Below are 17,291 nucleotides of genomic sequence, written 5' to 3' on the forward strand. Positions count from 1 at the left end.
CGTCTGTGTGCGAAATCAATCACATGTTCGCCGGGAATCGGGACTTGACTGCGCCTTGAGAATGCCTATCTTCTGCGTCATCGAAACGGCCAAAGGAAATGGCCGTGAAAGACGAGGCAGAATTCATGAGCGCAACTCAGAAGTCCGCTCCGCGTGGTGAAGGTATCTCGATGCCCTTCCCCATCTCGCCCGACTATGTGAAGAAATGGACCACTTCCAGGGCGATCGTTGAGCTGATTGCCAACGCCCTCGACGAGGATTCGGAGGCCGCTGTCTCCTGGGTCGAAGGAGTCCTGACCATCGAAGACCGAGGGCCGGGAATCGCCCAGGACGCATTCGTGCTCGGAGCGTCCAGCAAGACAAGCAAGCAGATCGGCCAGTTCGGCGAGGGAAAGAAGCTCGCCGCCCTCGTGCTGGCCCGCGACCTCGAGATCGGGGAGATCTGGTTCGAGACCGTGGGATACACGTTCACCCCGAGCATCGAGAACCGCAGCCCTCTGGACGGGCTTGTTCCGATGCGGGGCGACAAAGCCGCCGCGACCCTCGTCTACACGCTGTACCCCGGAGAGCGCACCATCGGAACCAAGATCACCATTCAGTGCCCCAAGCGAGTCGCCGACGACGCTATCGCCCGGGTCCTGCACTTGACGCAGCCCGGCTACGTCCCGCCCCTGGAGCAGGCCCGAGTCATGCTCGGCGGTCCTCCCGGAAGGATCTTCATCGGAGGCATCCTGGTCAGCACCGACCCCCGGCTCTCGGCCAGTTACGACCTCCCGCTCGGCCTCGCAAAGGGCGACCAGAACCGCGACCGCACCATCGTCGACGGCCGCGCGCTCGACCTCTACCTGTCCCAGGCGCTCGCCGGATGCTCCGACCCCCAGGTGATCGACCACTTCGTCACCCTGGCAATCGCCCGGAAGTCGATCACACCGCAGGAACAGTACTTCGGCAGGGTCAGCGACTACAACGTCAAGCTCGCATTTCTCGATGCAGCCCGGCGCGCCTTCCCCGCCGGGGTCCGCCTTTACTACACCGATGAAAACGCGAACGTCGAAGGATCCGACGGAATGGAGGAAGGAGCCTGGCTGATGGACCAGGGCGTTCACATGGTCGAAACCGAATTGCCGCCGTACCAGCATCGCTCGCTGATGGAGCTGCTTGGCGTGGAGCGTCGGCGCACAGCAGTCAAGACGGAAATCCGCAGGCAGGCCAGCAAGACCGCGTGGGTTCCTGTTCGTTCCCTCGCCGCCGCACAGCTGCAGAATCTCGACTACGCCGTGGCTCTATACCGCGCCGCCCTCGGACGCGAGAGCATAGGAAAGGTCCGAGTCTACAGCGAAAGTGGAGACATCGGCTGCCGAACCGAAGGAACCTACGACTCCGGCACCGATGTCATCGGACTCCACCACGCGACCCTGACCGACCGCCAGGCGACCATCGCGACGCTCGTTCACGAGGCCGCGCACCGCAAGGCATACTTCGAGCAGAGCACATACTCCGACCGCAGCACAGGATTCGAGAGGGCGCTCGAGGAGATCGGCGCGAAACTGCTGTGCCTGTGCATGACCCTGGCGAACGGCAAGCTCGTGCTCGAACTCACCGACCCGACCGCGTGGGAAGGAGCCGCCCTCCCCCCAGGAGCGCGGCTCATTGCCCCGAAGGACCGCACCCCGGTCGTCAAACCGAACCGCAAGGCCATCGAGCGCTCCAAGCTCCTGCAGGCAGCCCCCGAACCCCGGCGCCTGCTCGCCGAACTCCTCCACACGCGCATGGACCAGCACCAGGCGAAGACCGGACTGTCCGTGACCCGCCTGATGGCGGGCATCGCCCTCAAGTCGAGCTACTGGAATGTCCTCGACAGCCCCCACCCCGTCGGATGGCGCAGGGCCCAGGGAGTGAGCTGTGTGATCGACTACGACAAGATCACCGCCATCGCCGGACTCGTCGGGCTGAACCCTGGCGTCGTGTGGCTCGCCCACATGACCCCCGAAGCACCCACGTACAACCGTCGCGGGCCGGAGAACCAGACCCGACCGTGGTCGCTCGTCCTCCAGGAGCCCCTGGCCAGGGCGCTTGCGGACCTGGACCGAGCGGGGGGCGTCTACGCCGAACAGATCCCCCTGTTCCGCGCCATGGCCGACGGACAGACCCCTTACGACGCCGAGGGCGCCTGGCTCCAGCCGGTTCTCGCTCTGCTGCACGCGGAGGCGCAACGGCTGCGCTGACCCTGAGCGGTGCCGCCGGGCCCACCACGAGGCCCGGCGGCACCGCCGAAACCCACCACCGGAGCGGATGGACTCCCAGCGCCACCCGGCTAGCGTCCCCACCGCCAAGGCCCACCGAACGGCCCCGTACGAGCAGCGCCCCACAGCTGCAGGCCGCCCACCCCCGGCCGACTGTGCCCGTTGTCGCAAGCCGAGCCGCCATGGTCCAGCGGCACACCGGTCCCGGAGCACCTACGCGCCATTGACCTGCCGTTCCCGGCCCGGCATCACCACAAGCCACACGAACCAGCGAACCCAACACCTGCCGAACCGAGGAGACAACGCCGCATGCTCGACTCCCTCGCCCGACAGATGGCGACCCAGCTCCCTACGATCGCAACTCGAGCATGGACACACGAGAAGGAGTCCTACCAGATCTACAACAACGAGCCCGCCGCTGCCCTGACTGACGGCGCCCGACGAATCCTCGTCGGCAAGGACGGCGACTCAATCATCCTGGCAGGCCACCACGGCGGACCGTTCCCCATCGGGGCCCACGTCTACATACCCAACTGCCAAGCCACCGCCGGCCGGTTCACGGCCGAAGCCCTGCGCACCATCCTGCCAGACCAGGACAAGCGGACAGGCCGCTCCGAGAACGACGCTGAGCGCACCACCCGCCGCATCCGAGCACAACAGGCCATCGCCATGGCCGTGCCCGATTCCGCCGTCGAAGACTTCACCTGGCAGGGCGACCAGGCCCGCTGGCGGCACTCCCGCCACGCCGTCGCATCGGCCACCGTGAACGAAGACGGACACGCGGTAAGCATCGCCGCGCCGCTGACCCTGGCAGCGGTCGAACGCATCCTCCCACTGCTCCTAAGCCCGCCAAGGCGGCGCCCCTGGCGCCAGATCCGGTCGGTATACAGTCCCGTCGGGCTGATGACGCTCTGCAAAATTGGTTCTGACCGCGATTCCGTGAAGGATCTTGGAGTCGGTCGACCCGGTCCGGTCCGTCCGGAGCCACCTGGTTGGATGAACGCATGACGGATTGGTCGACGCTCACCGACGCATGCGGTTCTGCGGAACACGTGCCTGGCCTTCTGGACCGGTTCGAGGCCGATCCGAGCGGTGTGTGGTCCGAGCTGATGGACCATCTATGTCCGCAGCTGGACACAGCCTTCCCGGCCAGCTACGCAGCTCTTCCACGGCTGGCCGAGATCGCGAGCGCCCGCAGCCCGGAGGATCTGACCTGGGTGCTGCTGGCAGCCGGAGCGATAGCTGCCTGTTCGCCTGGGCTGTCGGATCCCGACAGCCCTCTGACGGTTTACTCGGCCCCGCTCGGGGTTCTGCGCCGCCTCACCGATCACCACCTGAGCCGGGCGGTCGAGGCCGAGGAGTACGTGAACCTGCTGCAGACCCTGCTCTCCTTCGAGGGCGTCGAGATCTGGGATCGCTGCCTGGACGGTCTGCAAACCGAGGAGTACGAGGTCGTCTGCCCGTACTGCGGCGTCAATATTTTCGTCGTGATCGGACCAGACGACTACTTCTGCTGCAGCGATGACTACGCGTTGCGAGAGGTGGAGAAGTCGCCCCTCCAACCGGTGCGAACCCAAGACTTGGACGGGCTGTCCGGGAGGCTGTTCGCGCGAGCGATGGCAGACGGACAGGAGAGCCTGGCTCTCGGCATTCCGTACCTGTTCGGGCGGGCCGCCTGCCCGGACTGCGGGACGGACTTCTCGGTGGCGGAGCGGGTGGTTGCCGGTTGGACTCCGTGACCGACCGGCTATGAACCGGCGAGGATCCGGGTTCGCAGTAGTCGGAAACCGGCTCGTCCATACATGGCTCTCTTGATCGTTTTCACTCGATTGACATGCCCCTCGACCTTGCCGGAGCTCCATTCGTGGGTGAGTCCGGCGGTGACGGCGTCGAAGTCCTGGCGGAGGAATGCGGCGAACTTGGCGACCGGGGCAACATCGGACTGTTCGGCCTGGCGGATCCAGGCGGGCAGCAGTTGGCCTCGGCGGTTGCGGACGAGGTCCGTGAAGGCTCGGGCAAGGTCGCAGGCTCGCGCGATGTCCGGGCAGGCGAGGCGGGCCTGGTCGAGGTGCTCGACCTCCTGGGTACTGAGGCGCCCACGGTTGCGCATGATCCAGGAGGTGATCCGGCGCGGGCTCGGGATTTCCGCTGGTGCGGCCGGGGCCGTGCCGGCTTTCAGGGTTCGCAGGTAGGGCGTGAGTGTCGAGTAGCCGCCGCGGAATCCGCGTTCGCGGATCTGCTGGAACAGCGTGCGGCCGTTGGTGATGCCTGCGGCGTACTGCTGCTGCAGGAAGGGCTTGAAGGCGTCCAACTTCTCGGGGCGGCGGTCGCGGGCGCTGTCGAGGAGGTGGTCGAGGCTGGTGTCGCGGTAGCGGCGGACCGTCTTGCGGTCGAGACCAAGGCGGCGTGCGATGTCACTGAGCGGGTGGCCGGCCGCGACCATGCGCGTGACCTCGGCGTGGTGATGGAGAACTCGCTGCACGATTCGCGTGGGCGGCAGGGCGTCAACGAGCGGCATCTGGATGAGGCGGTCGCCTCCCCGTTCCGCGTGCTTTTTCAGGCACGGTCGGTGCTGATGACAGGTCTTCTCGACCGCGTCGGAGAGGTTCTGGAGCAGGTGCCAGCGGTCCGCGATCTCGAGGGTGTCCGGCGCGGCTTCCTTGATCGCTTTCGTGTAGGCGCTGGCTCGGTCGCGGCAGATGATCTCCGCTCCGGGGTGGGCGGTCAGCCAGGCGGCGAAGGTCTCCGAGGTGCGGTCGGGCAGGACGTCGACCACCCGACCTGCCTCGACATCGACCAGGATGGTGCCGTATCGGCGCCCGCGGCGGAAGGCGAACTCGTCGACCCCGAGGACCCGTGGTGCCCGCTCCGGCTCTGGCGGCTCCTCCAGCAGCCCCACCAGGCGGGTCCGGCCCGCAGCCAGGTTCAGCTGGCGGCACAGCCGCTCGCCGGGCCGGCCGCCGAGCTCGACGGCCACCGTCGTCAGCCACTCCTTCAGCCCGAGGCTGGAGCGGCGGTGGCGTTCTGTCAGCCGGTCTACCTGCTCGACGAAGGTTCTGTGGGCGCACGACCTCCGGTCGCAGAAGAAGCGCCGCACCCGCAGACGAACGACCAACTTCTGGCCGGCCAACGGGCGTTCGGACAGGTTTCGGCGGTAGGTCGAGTGCACTCTGCGTCCCCGCCGTCGACAGTTTGGGCAACACGGTGGTCGTCCGCACGCCGCGGCATCAACGAACAGCACCGCCGAGGCGACACTGATGCCCTCCAACCGCACTTCGATCCCGGGAAACAGCACGTCTTCGATCGAGGAGGCCCCCATAGTCGAGGACTGCCCCGAGTGAACGTTCCTGCATTCACGCTCTGACCTGGGCTTTCACGGAATTACGGTCAGAACCAGATTCAGAGAGCCTCATCACCCCCACCCCGGCCTGCAAATCCTCACAAACCAAGTCCGTGGCGGAACCGCCGACGACACCGACCTCTACGACACCACCGAGCTCGGCCACCTGGCCGACAACACCCCCATCGTGCGCCTCCACCTTCCCGCACCCCAGCGCGCGACCCCCGAAGCCCGCCTCCACCTCACCGTGACCACCGGCCTCGATCTTGCCGTCGCCCTGATCCCCGAACTGGCCCGTTCCGGCGCCTGACCCAGGACGACCAAAGGCATTCGTCACGCCCGAACCCGCGGCAGCGGCCGCCCCCGCAACAGCAACCAGCCGGTCACGGCAGCCGCCATTACGCCCCGAATGCGAACGCCGAGCCGCCACCCAAGGCAACAGGATCAAAGATGCAAGAGCTGTCAGGAAGTCGGTACCACGCTCACCAACCCCTGACAACCTGGGCAGGTTCACCGCGGGGCGCCGGCCACCGCAGGCCATGCCAACAGGAGTCGGGCCCCGGGCCCGTTCACACCGACAGTCCGCCGATTCCGATGGGACTCACCGACACAGGGGCCCACGCCCGCCGGACCGCCGACCCCCTGAACGCCCGCTCGAACGGCCTACCGTGCCAACCGCCGCCGCGCTCAGAGCCACAGGCGCCCGGACCGGAGGAGCTCGCCCCGATGCGACAAGCCCACCAAGCCGACGGCGATGAGCCCACCACAAGGAGAGACAGATGAACGCGACCGCCGAACGGGTACGCCTGGCCTCCAACGCCCTGAGCGAGCTGTTCCGGGAATGCCCGACCGACGCCGACTCAACGACCGGTGCCTTACTGCTGACAATCACCAACACTGCGAGCGCAGAGCGGCACTGCATCGAGCTGCACAGACCGACTGGCTGCGTCAGCTCGCCGAAGCCGAAGCCAGCACCGCCCGCGCCACGCACCCCGACCAGCGCGGGCTGTGCGGCCACTGCAACGGCACGGGCCGGGCATCTGCCAACCGCTGTCACGCGACCCGCTTCACCGAGCGAGTCATCGCCCTGGCCGCCGAAGCTGACCTGCACCCGACACGTTCCCAGTCCTACCGCGGTGCGTGACGCGTCTGCCTGGACGCCAAAGCCGGGCCCCAGTCCCTGCGCGGCTCGATTACGGTTGGCGCCCGCAGCGGACGAATCCTACGAGCCCAACTCATCCACTACGGCGGCGCGAAGATCTCGAACCACACCGGTGCGGTCGAAGCCCGTCAGGCACTCGCCGCCTACCCGACCTCGATCGGACACGGACTGCGCCGGTAAGGCCGCCGGGCCACTACGACGACATGGATTGGGCCCCGCGTCAGACGGGCCGCGCGAGCCGTTCCACCCTCCACCACCTACCGCGCTGCCCCACAGACCACCGACCGGCCTGCCAAGGCCCAGGCGAAACGTGGCGACGGCGGCCCTCGACCACCGGGCAGCAGCCGGACTTGACCGGCTCCTCCACACCACTACGGTACGCCCCGCACCACAGCTCGAGCATCGAGACGCCAGAGGCAACAGGTCTCAGCCTCCATCCACCGAGGTTTGGCGGTACCCCGTCTGTCCAGAACCCAGGCGGCCTCGCACAGTACGTGCGCCCGCACCCACTCAGCCATTGAAGGACACCACCATCCATGAATATCAAGCGTCCGCACTCACAGCTGACGGCCGTGCTTGCCGCCCTCGGCGCAGCCGGCCTCAAAGCCGCACTCAAGTGCTCCAGCGGCAATCCCGCCGACGACCAAGTCGTCGTTCCCGCACCGGGCAGCACCTACTTCACCGTCCGCTGCTCCGAGGCGCCGACCGAATCCGACGCCCACCTCACCGGCTACCAGGCCCTGCTCCACGACCGCGCAGGCACAGTTCTGACCGTCGCTTATGACAGCCGCACCACCGGAGACACGGACCCCGCCCCCCTCGTGGCCGGGATCGTCACAGTTCTGCAGAACCACCCCCCTGCCACTGCCGAGCAACTCATCCCGGACACCGACGCACCGGACGAGCGCAAACCCCAGAACACCTACACCGGGTTCGCCGACCCCATCGGCGCCAGCCACACGGGCCACCCGGGGTACTACGTACGGAACGCACCCGTGCTCGCCGTGGAACAGATCCTGCCGCCCGCAGCCGTCGAGCTAGCCCTGCGCAACCCCGAACCCGGCGAAGACCCGCTGCGCGTTCGCCTGGACCTCGCCACCACCGGCCCCTGGGCCGTCCACCCGACGGCCGAAACCGATTGATCAGCCGCTGCCCGCTCTCCCTACCGGCACAACCGGGGGAGCGGGTAGCGGCAGCCTGTAGCCGGTCAAACCCGCCACAGGCAGCCCTTGACCCGCCTTCAACCACCCCCACGGTGCGCACCGTGGCCCTGAGGTCCAACCCAGAGCCGTCCTACCGCGCGCACCGACCTGCTGCGTCCGACCTCGCGGGGCCGACACCGGTGTGACCCGCGCGCCCGGGTGCGAAGCCCGTCCCACTCCCCGGAACACCGGCAGCCACACCACGCCAAGGCGCAGCATCACCTTCTCCGAAGTGGAGTTCCATGCCCCCCTTCCTCGACGACCTCGCCCGCCGACTGCGCGCAGTCCTGCCGGCCCACCCCAGCCGGCACCACCTGGCGGCGCTGCGCCTGGCAGCGCCCCGCCGACCCGGCGCGGAAGTGTTCACCGCCACGTCCAGCCTCGCCCCCACCCTTTCCGAGCCCGGCCAGTACCAGGTCGCGGTCCTTCTGAACGTCGCCGCCGGTCCGGGTGGCGTGCAGGTCAACTTCGACGGTTTCCAGGACCGCCACGAACTGGCGGTGGCCAGCCCCACCGAGGGAAGCCCGCTGCTGATCCTCACGATCACCGCCCAGGACCTTCCGTCCGCTGCCGATCGAGCCTTCGTCATCGGGAACCGCCAGGACACCGATGACAAGGGCGTGGAGTGGCCCGCCGACCTGCGCTCCGTGTCCGTTGGCGATGTCCTGCACACCGTCAGCCCCTCCGGGCATCAGTGCTACCTCGCCGTAGCACCCAGGGGCTTCACCCACATTGATCCACCGCGCAGGGACTCCATCGTTGCGCTGGCAGGAAGCTCGGCGACCTCCCGCGTCTGACAGCCCAGCAGAGCCGGCACACACCTCACCTTCGAACGGGCCCAGTCGGCCCCCCTCCCGACCGAGACGAGGGGCGAGCACCCTGATCGAAACTGTCTACACCCCAATGCGATTCCCTCCCGCCATCGCCCACCGCGGGTCCCTGCGCCGGCAACCTCTGTGACGCTGACCGCGAATCCGCAGCGCCACCCACCCGGTACAACGCCGCGAGACCTCGCCGCCGCGCCCGCCCCCAGCCGCCCGCCGCCCGGCCGAGCCGCTCTGACCGGGGAGAAACTACCCCTGCACGGCTACCGCGCCCCGCGCCCCCTGCCCACGGCTGGAGCGCGGGGACGTCCGACAGCTGAGCGTTTACTGCGACCACCGTCGCGCCCCCAACCGTCACGGCGACCGCCGACACCCAACAGGAACCGCGATACTCCACATCACACCGGTCCACTCACGCGCCGTCCGTGCCTTTGTCGTGATATCGCACCGGCACCTGCCGCCACCCCAGGGCCAGATCTTTGCCGTAGGCGTCGCCGACCACGACAGCGCCCTTCGCGGTATCGCGATCGTCGGGCGGCCCGTCGCACGCCACCTCGACAACGGTTGATGTGTGAGGGCTCAGGAGATCCTTGACGTTCTGTTCTCACCACATCCTTGACGTCGTCAGTTCGTTGTTCCGCCTAAAAGAAGGGGCGGGATGGAGCCGCAGGAGTTGGTGGAGCACAGGTACCGTGCCGTGCTGGAGGTGGTCGACGGGGCGCCGTTGGTCGAGGTCGCGTTGAGGTACGGGGTGTCGCGGCAGTCGGTGCACACCTGGCGGAAGCGGTACCAAGAGCTCGGCGTCGAAGGGTTGAAGGACCGGTCGCGTCGTCCCCGCCACAGTCCGGCAAGGCTGCCGGCGGACGTGGAGGCCCTGATCTGTGAGCTCCGGCGACAGCACCCGCGGTGGGGTGCCCGGCGGGTCGTCTTCGAGCTGGGGCGACGCAACGTCGAGCCCGTGCCGTCACGGGCGACGGTGCACCGGGTGCTCTCCCGCAACGGTCTGGTCGACCACCAGCAGCAGGAGCACAAGCGCAAGTACCGGAGGTGGCAACGGGATGCCCCGATGCAGCTGTGGCAGATGGACATCGTGTCCGGCGTCCCGCTGGCCGACGGAAGGGAATGCAAGCTGGTCACCGGCATCGATGACCACTCCCGCTTCCTGGTGATCGCGGAGGTGGTGGTCCGGCCGACCGGCCGGCACGTCGCGGCGGCGTTCGTTGCCGCGATGCAGAGGTACGGGGTTCCGACGGAGATGCTCACCGACAACGGCAAGCAGTTCACCGGCCGCTTCACCAAACCGCGCCCCGCGGAGGTGCTGTTCGAGCGCATCTGCCGGGAGAACGGCATCGTCCAGCGGCTCACCAAGACCCGGTCTCCGACCACCACCGGGAAGATCGAACGCTTCCACGGCACACTTCGCCGGGAGTTCCTGGACCAGGTCGCCCCGTTCCCCTCCGTCATGGCGGCCCAGGAGGCGATCGACGCCTGGGTCCACAGCTACAACCACGCGCGTCCGCACCAGGCGCTCGACATGGCCACCCCCGCGAGCCGTTTCCGGCCCTCCCGCGCCGACGCGGCAGCCTCCTTGAAGGTCCCAGCTCCCGATGCAGCCCGCCCCACCGCCGGTCGAATCGCTGCCTGAGCCGGTCCAGCGCCCGGTGTCCGCCGGAGCCATCGAGTTCGACCGGGAAGTTCCGCCCTGCGGCCACTTCCCCCTTTTCCCGGGAGGCCAGGACATCTGGATCGGTCCGGCGTTCGCCGGCCGGACCATCACCTTGTGGGCCGACGACCGAAGCATCCACATCACCTCGGAGGGCTACCTCCTGAAGACCATCGCCTCACGAGCCTCCCTGGACGAACTGGACCGGTTGTGGGTCAAATACCAAGGTCGGCTGGCAGGGCCACCACCCGCGGCGCCCGCGCTGCCCCGTCACCGCGGCCGAATCCAGCTGCCGCCCGGGATGGCGGTGGAGGTCGAACGCACGGTCAACCGCGACGGCATCATCGTCCTCGCGGACCGTGACGTGAAGCTGTCCCGCACGCTCGCCGGCGGGCGTGTCACCCTGCGCATGGACGAGCACCTTCTTCACGTGATCAGCGACGGCCGCGTGGTGAAAACCATGCCGCTGCCGATCCTGCCCGGACGGCTGTCACGGCTCCAGGGGGTCCGGGCCGCCGAAGGCCCTCTGCCTCCGTCCGCAGCCACCGGGCCACTTACGGTCCAGCGGCATGTCAACCCAGACGGGCACGTCATGGTCGCTCGCCAACGGATGCGCGTCGGCCCCACCTACATCGGCGAGATTGTGACCGTCGTGGTCGAGGACACCCATTTCCGGATCGTTCACGACGGAGCGGAGCTTGCCGTCCACGCCCGCACCAGCGACAAACCGGTCACACGAATCAAGGCATGGCCAAGCCGGGAGTCACGGACTCCGCGTCAAGCACGTCGTGATGACAAACCGTAAAGCATGTCCTGAGGCCTCACACATCACGCCCTGGAAGTCACCCGCGTGGCCACTGACGGAACCAGCAACGCCTGCTCCAAGCTGTACGCCGCCGCATGGCGTGCGACCTCGGCACTCGGCTACACCCGCCTGGTCACCTACACGCGGGCCGACGAGACGGGAGCCTCGCTGCGCGCCGCCGGGTGGCGCGTCATCGCCCAGCACACACCCCACTCGGGCTGGGACCGGCCGTCGCGCCCGCGCCGGACACTCGGCAGCGAGCACATACCCCGCACGCTCTGAGAAGCACTCTGACCGGACGGCCTTTCCCCGGGCGCCCTTCCTGCCCGGGGTAGACCGACCCGCGCAGTCCGACGGCATGCTCCGATTCTGATCGGCTGCTGTCGGGTGCTGCTGTGCTCCGGTGGTGCAGGCTTAACTTGTTCTTTAACCTGCCGGGCCCTGACGAGATCTCGCGATAGGACGCTCGGCGGCCTCGCGGTCTGGCGATGGTAGGAGCGGGTCTGGAGCCGCTACCGCTGCTCGGATGGGCTAACGTCCTGCCATGACCAGCACTGATCTCTCAGAGGCCGAGGCAGTTCGAAGGCTGTGGGCCATCCTCGACAGACTGGCCGAGGCCTTTGAGGGCAGCTTCACCATCGAGGAATCGGACGAGGACGGTTGGTGGGTTGTCTCCATCGCTCCCGTCCGGCGGGAGGCGTTGGGGTTCAGCTGGATCTACCGAGGAGACGTCATTTTCGGGCTGGACACGAATGGCGTTCGCTGGGAACTGCAAGCGACCGCCGAGGACCTGGACTTCATGGAAGCGGTCGTCCAGAGCCTGGCGGCTGGCCGCGTCCATGCTGTCTTCGCCCCAGGCCGCGCCGAGGTGACCGTCACTTTGGCCAACGGTACACGCGAGAAGCAGCACAACGGGCAGGTGCCGGTCGGATGCCTGCCGCTGCCCTTCTGGCCTCGCTGGGGCAGACGCGTGGACTACCGACCGTATCGGTAGAGTACAGAATCGGACATTCGCCAGACAGCGGTACGGCCCTGGCGTGATCATGTGCGTTGCGAAGCACCCATGATCACCGACCAAGGCCGTGTGGATGAGTCTGCTGGACGATGCCGACCGCGTCGACTCCCTGTCCGTGTTGTCCTGCTTCAGGGCGGACTTCTATGACTGCCTGACCGCCCGGGCGGATGCCCTGTTTGAGCTCACCGACGCGCTGCTGTGCGCCGATGGACCGGTCAAGTCGCTGGTCGACCTGACGCTGACCGCTGAGCATCGACGTGGTCACGGCGCGCTCTACGACGGGCTCAACAGCGGCCGGATTGAGGCGGGTAGGCTGCGTTTCGAACTGGCTGGGCTGCCCCTGCCCCGGACGGATGACGGCCGGATCGTGCTGGCGGTGGACGTCAGCCCGTGGCTGCGTTCCGACGCGCCGACCAGTGCGGACAGGCTGTTCTGCCACGTGTACGGGCGGGCGAGGAGCGTCTCGCAGTTCATTCCAGGCTGGCCGTACTCCTTCGTGGCCGCCTTGGAGTCCGGGCGCACGTCGTGGACCGGGATGCTGGACGCGGTCCGGCTCGGGCCCGAGGACGATGCCACCGCAGTGACCGCCGGCCAGCTCCGCGGCGTGGTCCAACGGCTGATCGCGGCCAGGCACTGGATCGAGGGTGATCCGGACATCCTGGTGGTGATGGACGCCGGCTACGACGTCACCCGGCTCGCGTTTGTGCTGGCAGACCTGCCTGTCGAGGTGCTCGGCCGGATCCGCTCCGACCGGGTGCTGCGGCTGCCCACACCGCCCAGACTGCCGGGCACCAACGGCCGGCCGCCCAAGCACGGTCCCGAGTTCGCCTTGGCCAAGCCCGCCACCTGGCCGGAGCCCGAGCACACCACGACCACTGAAACGACCCGCTACGGCACCGCGACGGCCCGCAGCTGGGACCGGCTCCACCCGCGGCTCACGCACCGCACGTGCTGGCTCGACCACGAAGGCGAACTACCGGTCATCGAAGGCACATTGCTCCGTCTGGAGGTCGACCACCTGCCCGGCGACCGCAACCCCGACCCCGTGTGGTTGTGGTCTTCGACCACCGGCGGCACCGCCGACGACGTCGACCGCTGGTGGCGGTCCTACCTGCGCAGATTCGACCTGGAACACACCTTCCGGCTGTTCAAGCAGACCTTGGGTTGGACCCGGCCCAAGATCCGCACCCCCGAGGCGGCGGACCGCTGGACCTGGATCGTCATCGCCGCCCACAGTCAGCTCCGACTCGCCCGTCCTCTCGCCGCAGATCTTCGCCGGCCCTGGGAGAAGCCCGCTGAGCCCGGTCGGCTCACCCCCGCCCGCGTCCGGCTGGGGTTCAGGAACATCCGCCCGACCACTGCACTACCCGCCAGAGCGCCGAAACCCGCAAATCCCGGCCCCGGACGCCCTCCTGGCTCCAAGAATCGCAGGCCTGCCCCACATCATGACGTCGGGAAGACGCCGTCGGCGATGATCGTGGTCCTGCCGACGGCGGCCTTCGCGCCGGATTCCTCCCCGGGTGGGGACCAGAGTGCCGTCGACAATCAGTACTGTGCCCTTGCGGAACCGGCGCCGGGGCTTGAGTGCGAGCAATGGCCCGACGTGGTCGATGATCCGGCCGGCCGCCGACTTCGACACCCCGAACAGCGGCGCGAGCTGCCTCAGTGTCAGGTTCGTACGCCAGTAGGCGGCGACCAGCAGGACCCGGTCCTCCAACGGAAGGCTCCACGGGCGGCCCCGGCGCACCGTGTCGACGCCCTCGCGGCGGAGCATCGTGATCAGCCTGCGGAAGTCGTGCGGGCCCAGCCCGGTGAACGGGCCTATCCATGACGGCTCCGACGCCGTGATCACACCAGCCACGCGTTGATCATCTCAGTTGCAGCCTTCCCCGCCCGTGGCCGATCCTGTGCGTTCGACCGACGAGGAGTACGTGGTGGGGCTTGTTCTGTTTCCCGGAGACGACAACACGGACAGTCCGGACATTTGCTGGTCCTACACGGGCTTCGGGATGTTCCGGAAGTGGCTGGCGGACATCGAGGGCATCACCCTCGACGGGATGCACGGCTTCGGAGGGACACGTGCCTGGCGTGACGTGTCCACGACGCTGGCACCGCTTCTCGACCACTCGGACTGTGACGGCCCCGATCTCACGCCGGCGCAGTGCGCTGCGATCCTCCCCCGTCTCAACGAGATCGCAGCGATGGCGCACGACCCGGGCGATCCCATCTGGCAGCGTCGTATCGAGGACGTCCGCCAACTCGTAGTCGTCTTGCAGGTCTGCATCGAGAAGGACGTGGACCTGCTCTTCGGCTGACCACCAGTCGACGTCCCTCCTTGTCCAGCCGCTATACGGGACAGCCCTTAGGGCGGGGCGCAGGTACGGCCGTGGCGCGTTCCCCGACCTGAGTACTGGCGCCGCCCCTCCGTCCGGCGTTCGCCGTCTTGTCCGGTGTTTCCAGGCGCGGTCCGCCGGAGGCCGAACAGCGACTGGGGACTGTGCTACGAGGACAAGGCATGCCGAGGGCACGATGCAACCCGCATCCGCGTCACCACGATCACACCAGCCGGCGGCTCACTGGCGTTCGAGTTCTGGCGCAGCAGCCGAGTTGGCGCGCTGCTCGCAGTTGTACGGCGTGTCAGCAGGCCCTGGGCGATGGGGCCTTGACCGGCCACCGGCCCGAACTATTGTGCGTGCCTGAGCGAACGGGATTGCGGCGCGGGCCGCCGCTTCGAACCTGAGGTCGACTGCTTCGACCCAACATGCCTGCGTTCGGGTGCGGACTCCTTTTTTGACGTCCGACGGGGCGCAATGAACGTGTATTCCTAACGCTTTCCTTCTGGCGTATCCAACCTGTCGACGGGATCAACATGTCCGAATCTGGCCAACAATTCGTTCCAACTAAGATGGCTCCCCAGATAGGCCGTGCACGAGGGGCCGGGAGTGTGGATCTCCTACGCGTGATAGAGGATGCAGCGGCCCCGATCGCATCTGCGTTTGATTCGTTGCCCTCCGGCCTGATAGCTCGGGTCGACCTTCATGTCAGCGACAGGGGGCTGGTTTTTTCTATGGCGCGGGTGGCACCCCAGGACCGCCGATTCGTTGCTTCAGTCCTCCGGAACGCGTTCGATCGCCAAAGCTGGGAGGTTCGGCAGGCCACAAGCGGTACCACCGTGGAGGTCGAGGTCTCCCATCCGGACACCGCAGGCTCCCACGGACCATCCACTGCGTGATCTGCCGTCCGGGCGGGCGGATGGGCGGACGCTGCCCGCACTTCTCGAGTAATCGTCCGCCTTGAATCCCCCTGGTCATGCCAATGCCATTGCCATGACCAGGGCGAAGACGGACCCGTCCACTCAGGAGAAATTCCGAAAATGAGGTCTTTCGACGACCACGCCCGCGCCCTGCTCAACGAGGGCGCAGTCTTCTCCATCGGCGTTACCCTCCTCAGGCATGAAGAAGCACTCCAGTTGATCGATCCGTTGGAGAAGTCCGAGAAGGAGGACGAGAACCCGATCGCCCTGATGCGAATCTGCCGCCCGGAGAAGCCCTACCTGTCAGGCAATGAACCGGATGACACCCTCACTGTGCTCACCAGCCTGCCCCTGCCAGGGCCCTTCCCTCCCGGTGGTGTCGACTTCCCTGACAGCCTGACTGTCTGGGCCCGCTCTCTCGCCACAGACACCCGGACCACTCGCCTGGATGTTCTCGGCGGTCCTGAAGGCCTGACGGTAGGCGTGTCCATCACGCTCGGATGGTGGAAGTTGCAGACCGACGGCGCACGCCGTCAGCGCGCCCAAGTCGCTGTCCTTGCTGACGGCACCGTCTTCGGCATCGTCCGGACCCATGGTGAGCCGATTCCTCGCCGATTCAGTCACAACATAGCAATCCGGCGCGATGACCTGAGTCTAGTTCTGTGGCTCATCGGCCAAGCCCTACAGATCTTTCCGGATCTCTACCCCCCCGGAAGCCTGAGACATTGCCGTCAGGGCCTGACCGCCCGAACAGTGCTGCGCCCTGCCCTGCCGCTGTTGCTGGTCGGGGCGCAGCCCTGCGCCGCCTTCTTCCCGTCGCAGGGGGCTCCGCGCCGCGAGCCCGGTCGCCGTGCCCGCTGCCAGCACGGCCCGCCGCCCTGGGTAGCGGGCCGTGGCCCGCCACTACCGGACGTCAGTGCCGATACGGACAGCACCGTTCCCTTTTCCGCGCATGTGCCGCTTCAGGGGCCCACCACTGCCCTGGTGCCTGTTCAGACCCCACCGCCTGCTGCCGTTGCACCTGCCCCTGCCACTGTGAAATCCCGGGGCCGTGAGTACGCCGTCCTGTGCACGCTTCGGGTACTTCTATCGGCTTCCGTTCCTGACACGCTCGCCAGCTGTGTCGAGTCCCGGCGTTCCGACCCGTGTTGCCGTCGGTCCTGCCTGTTCGGGGAGCGGGCGCGGCTGTGCGAGGTCCGACCGACCTTGGCTTCGGCGTGTCCGCGCGGGGTCTCTCTGCCGGGTGCTGGGGTTGACCGACCGTCTGCCACTTCTACGGTGTGTCTTGTTCCGACGTCCGACCCGCAGTGGCCGGCCGGCGGGGCTAACAGGGGCTGCAGTCACCGCGATCGGCGCGCTGGCCGGGCCCGTGTCGGGCTAGACACGGCCCCTGTGCGGCCCCTCAGGCGGACGCGCGCTGGGCCGCCCACCTTCGACCACGCATCGCAGGGCAGGGCAGTGCCCATGTCCAAGCTCCTGCTTGATGGACCCCGAACAGCGGCGTGAGCCGCAGCAGGTCGACTGCGGCACCCGCCCATCCTGCTGACGGTGGCCGTCAGTGGATTCAGAAAGGAAATTCGACAATTGGAAATCTACTACGTGACCGTTTCGAGGACCGAGGGGATTCTCTACTCGCTGCCGGCGATATCTGCGGAGGACGCCGAGGAGAGGTACCTGTCCGACGGCGACGAGATCGGATCGAAGCTGATCACGACTGTCGTCGAGGGGGCCGAGCTGGCCACCGGTGCCAAGGGCGCGGAGCGCGTGGAGGAGCGGAGGAGCAC

The 17,291-nt window shown here is 67.6% G+C and carries 11 protein-coding genes and 4 pseudogenes; 13 read left to right on the plus strand and 2 right to left on the minus strand.

Annotated features, from left to right (window positions below):
- The first annotated feature begins 104 nt into the window (after positions 1 to 104).
- The 3 genes from ACW14Y_RS41765 to ACW14Y_RS41775 all read left to right on the plus strand — a co-directional run bounded on the left by ACW14Y_RS41765 (position 105) and on the right by ACW14Y_RS41775 (position 3,982).
- Positions 105 to 2,225 (plus strand): hypothetical protein, encoded by a 2,121-nt coding sequence (locus tag ACW14Y_RS41765; RefSeq protein ID WP_456988751.1) that lies wholly within the window; start codon positions 105 to 107, stop codon positions 2,223 to 2,225.
- Positions 2,226 to 2,552: 327 nt separating this feature from the next.
- Positions 2,553 to 3,251, plus strand: coding sequence for a hypothetical protein (locus ACW14Y_RS41770; protein WP_456988753.1), 699 nt, complete (start codon positions 2,553 to 2,555; stop codon positions 3,249 to 3,251).
- Complete coding sequence (locus ACW14Y_RS41775; protein ID WP_456988755.1) at positions 3,236 to 3,982, plus strand: hypothetical protein; 747 nt, start codon at positions 3,236 to 3,238, stop codon at positions 3,980 to 3,982. The genes ACW14Y_RS41770 and ACW14Y_RS41775 overlap by 16 nt, the downstream gene beginning before the upstream one ends.
- Positions 3,983 to 3,990: 8 nt before the next feature.
- On the opposite strand, the gene ACW14Y_RS41780 is transcribed toward ACW14Y_RS41775, so the two are convergent.
- A complete protein-coding gene (locus tag ACW14Y_RS41780) occupies positions 3,991 to 5,562 on the minus strand; it encodes an ISL3 family transposase (RefSeq protein ID WP_456988757.1) in 1,572 nt (523 codons plus the stop codon).
- A 208-nt stretch (positions 5,563 to 5,770) separates the two neighbouring features.
- Between ACW14Y_RS41780 and ACW14Y_RS41785 the strand changes: the two genes are divergently transcribed.
- From ACW14Y_RS41785 to ACW14Y_RS41820, 8 genes and pseudogenes are all read left to right on the plus strand, one after another.
- Complete coding sequence (locus tag ACW14Y_RS41785; protein ID WP_456988759.1) at positions 5,771 to 5,893, plus strand: hypothetical protein; 123 nt, start codon at positions 5,771 to 5,773, stop codon at positions 5,891 to 5,893.
- A 1,388-nt stretch (positions 5,894 to 7,281) separates the two neighbouring features.
- Complete coding sequence (locus ACW14Y_RS41790) at positions 7,282 to 7,887, plus strand: hypothetical protein (RefSeq protein ID WP_456988761.1); 606 nt, start codon at positions 7,282 to 7,284, stop codon at positions 7,885 to 7,887.
- Between the two features lie 302 nt (positions 7,888 to 8,189).
- Positions 8,190 to 8,744, plus strand: coding sequence for a hypothetical protein (locus ACW14Y_RS41795; RefSeq protein WP_456988763.1), 555 nt, complete (start codon positions 8,190 to 8,192; stop codon positions 8,742 to 8,744).
- 424 nt (positions 8,745 to 9,168) lie between these two features.
- Complete coding sequence (locus ACW14Y_RS41800) at positions 9,169 to 9,339, plus strand: XF1762 family protein (protein ID WP_456988780.1); 171 nt, start codon at positions 9,169 to 9,171, stop codon at positions 9,337 to 9,339.
- 90 nt (positions 9,340 to 9,429) lie between these two features.
- Positions 9,430 to 11,239: pseudogene (locus ACW14Y_RS41805) on the plus strand (IS481 family transposase).
- Positions 11,240 to 11,269: 30 nt separating this feature from the next.
- On the plus strand, positions 11,270 to 11,521 hold the full coding sequence (locus ACW14Y_RS41810; RefSeq protein ID WP_456988782.1) for an XF1762 family protein: 252 nt from the start codon (positions 11,270 to 11,272) through the stop codon (positions 11,519 to 11,521).
- 262 nt (positions 11,522 to 11,783) lie between these two features.
- The gene (locus tag ACW14Y_RS41815; RefSeq protein WP_456988765.1) at positions 11,784 to 12,233 is read left to right on the plus strand and encodes a hypothetical protein; all 450 of its coding nucleotides are present in this window, start codon (positions 11,784 to 11,786) and stop codon (positions 12,231 to 12,233) included.
- A gap of 94 nt (positions 12,234 to 12,327) precedes the next feature.
- Positions 12,328 to 13,716: pseudogene (locus ACW14Y_RS41820) on the plus strand (NF041680 family putative transposase); the annotation flags it as partial.
- Between the two features lie 54 nt (positions 13,717 to 13,770).
- Here ACW14Y_RS41820 and ACW14Y_RS41825 read toward each other — a convergent pair.
- Positions 13,771 to 14,115 (minus strand): annotated as a pseudogene (locus ACW14Y_RS41825) (helix-turn-helix domain-containing protein); the annotation flags it as partial.
- A gap of 34 nt (positions 14,116 to 14,149) precedes the next feature.
- Here ACW14Y_RS41825 and ACW14Y_RS41830 point away from each other — a divergent pair.
- On the plus strand, positions 14,150 to 14,569 hold the full coding sequence (locus ACW14Y_RS41830; protein ID WP_456988767.1) for a hypothetical protein: 420 nt from the start codon (positions 14,150 to 14,152) through the stop codon (positions 14,567 to 14,569).
- Positions 14,570 to 17,091: 2,522 nt separating this feature from the next.
- Positions 17,092 to 17,291, plus strand: a pseudogene (locus tag ACW14Y_RS41835) (hypothetical protein); the annotation flags it as partial.

This window comes from Kitasatospora sp. cg17-2 (assembly GCF_054031055.1).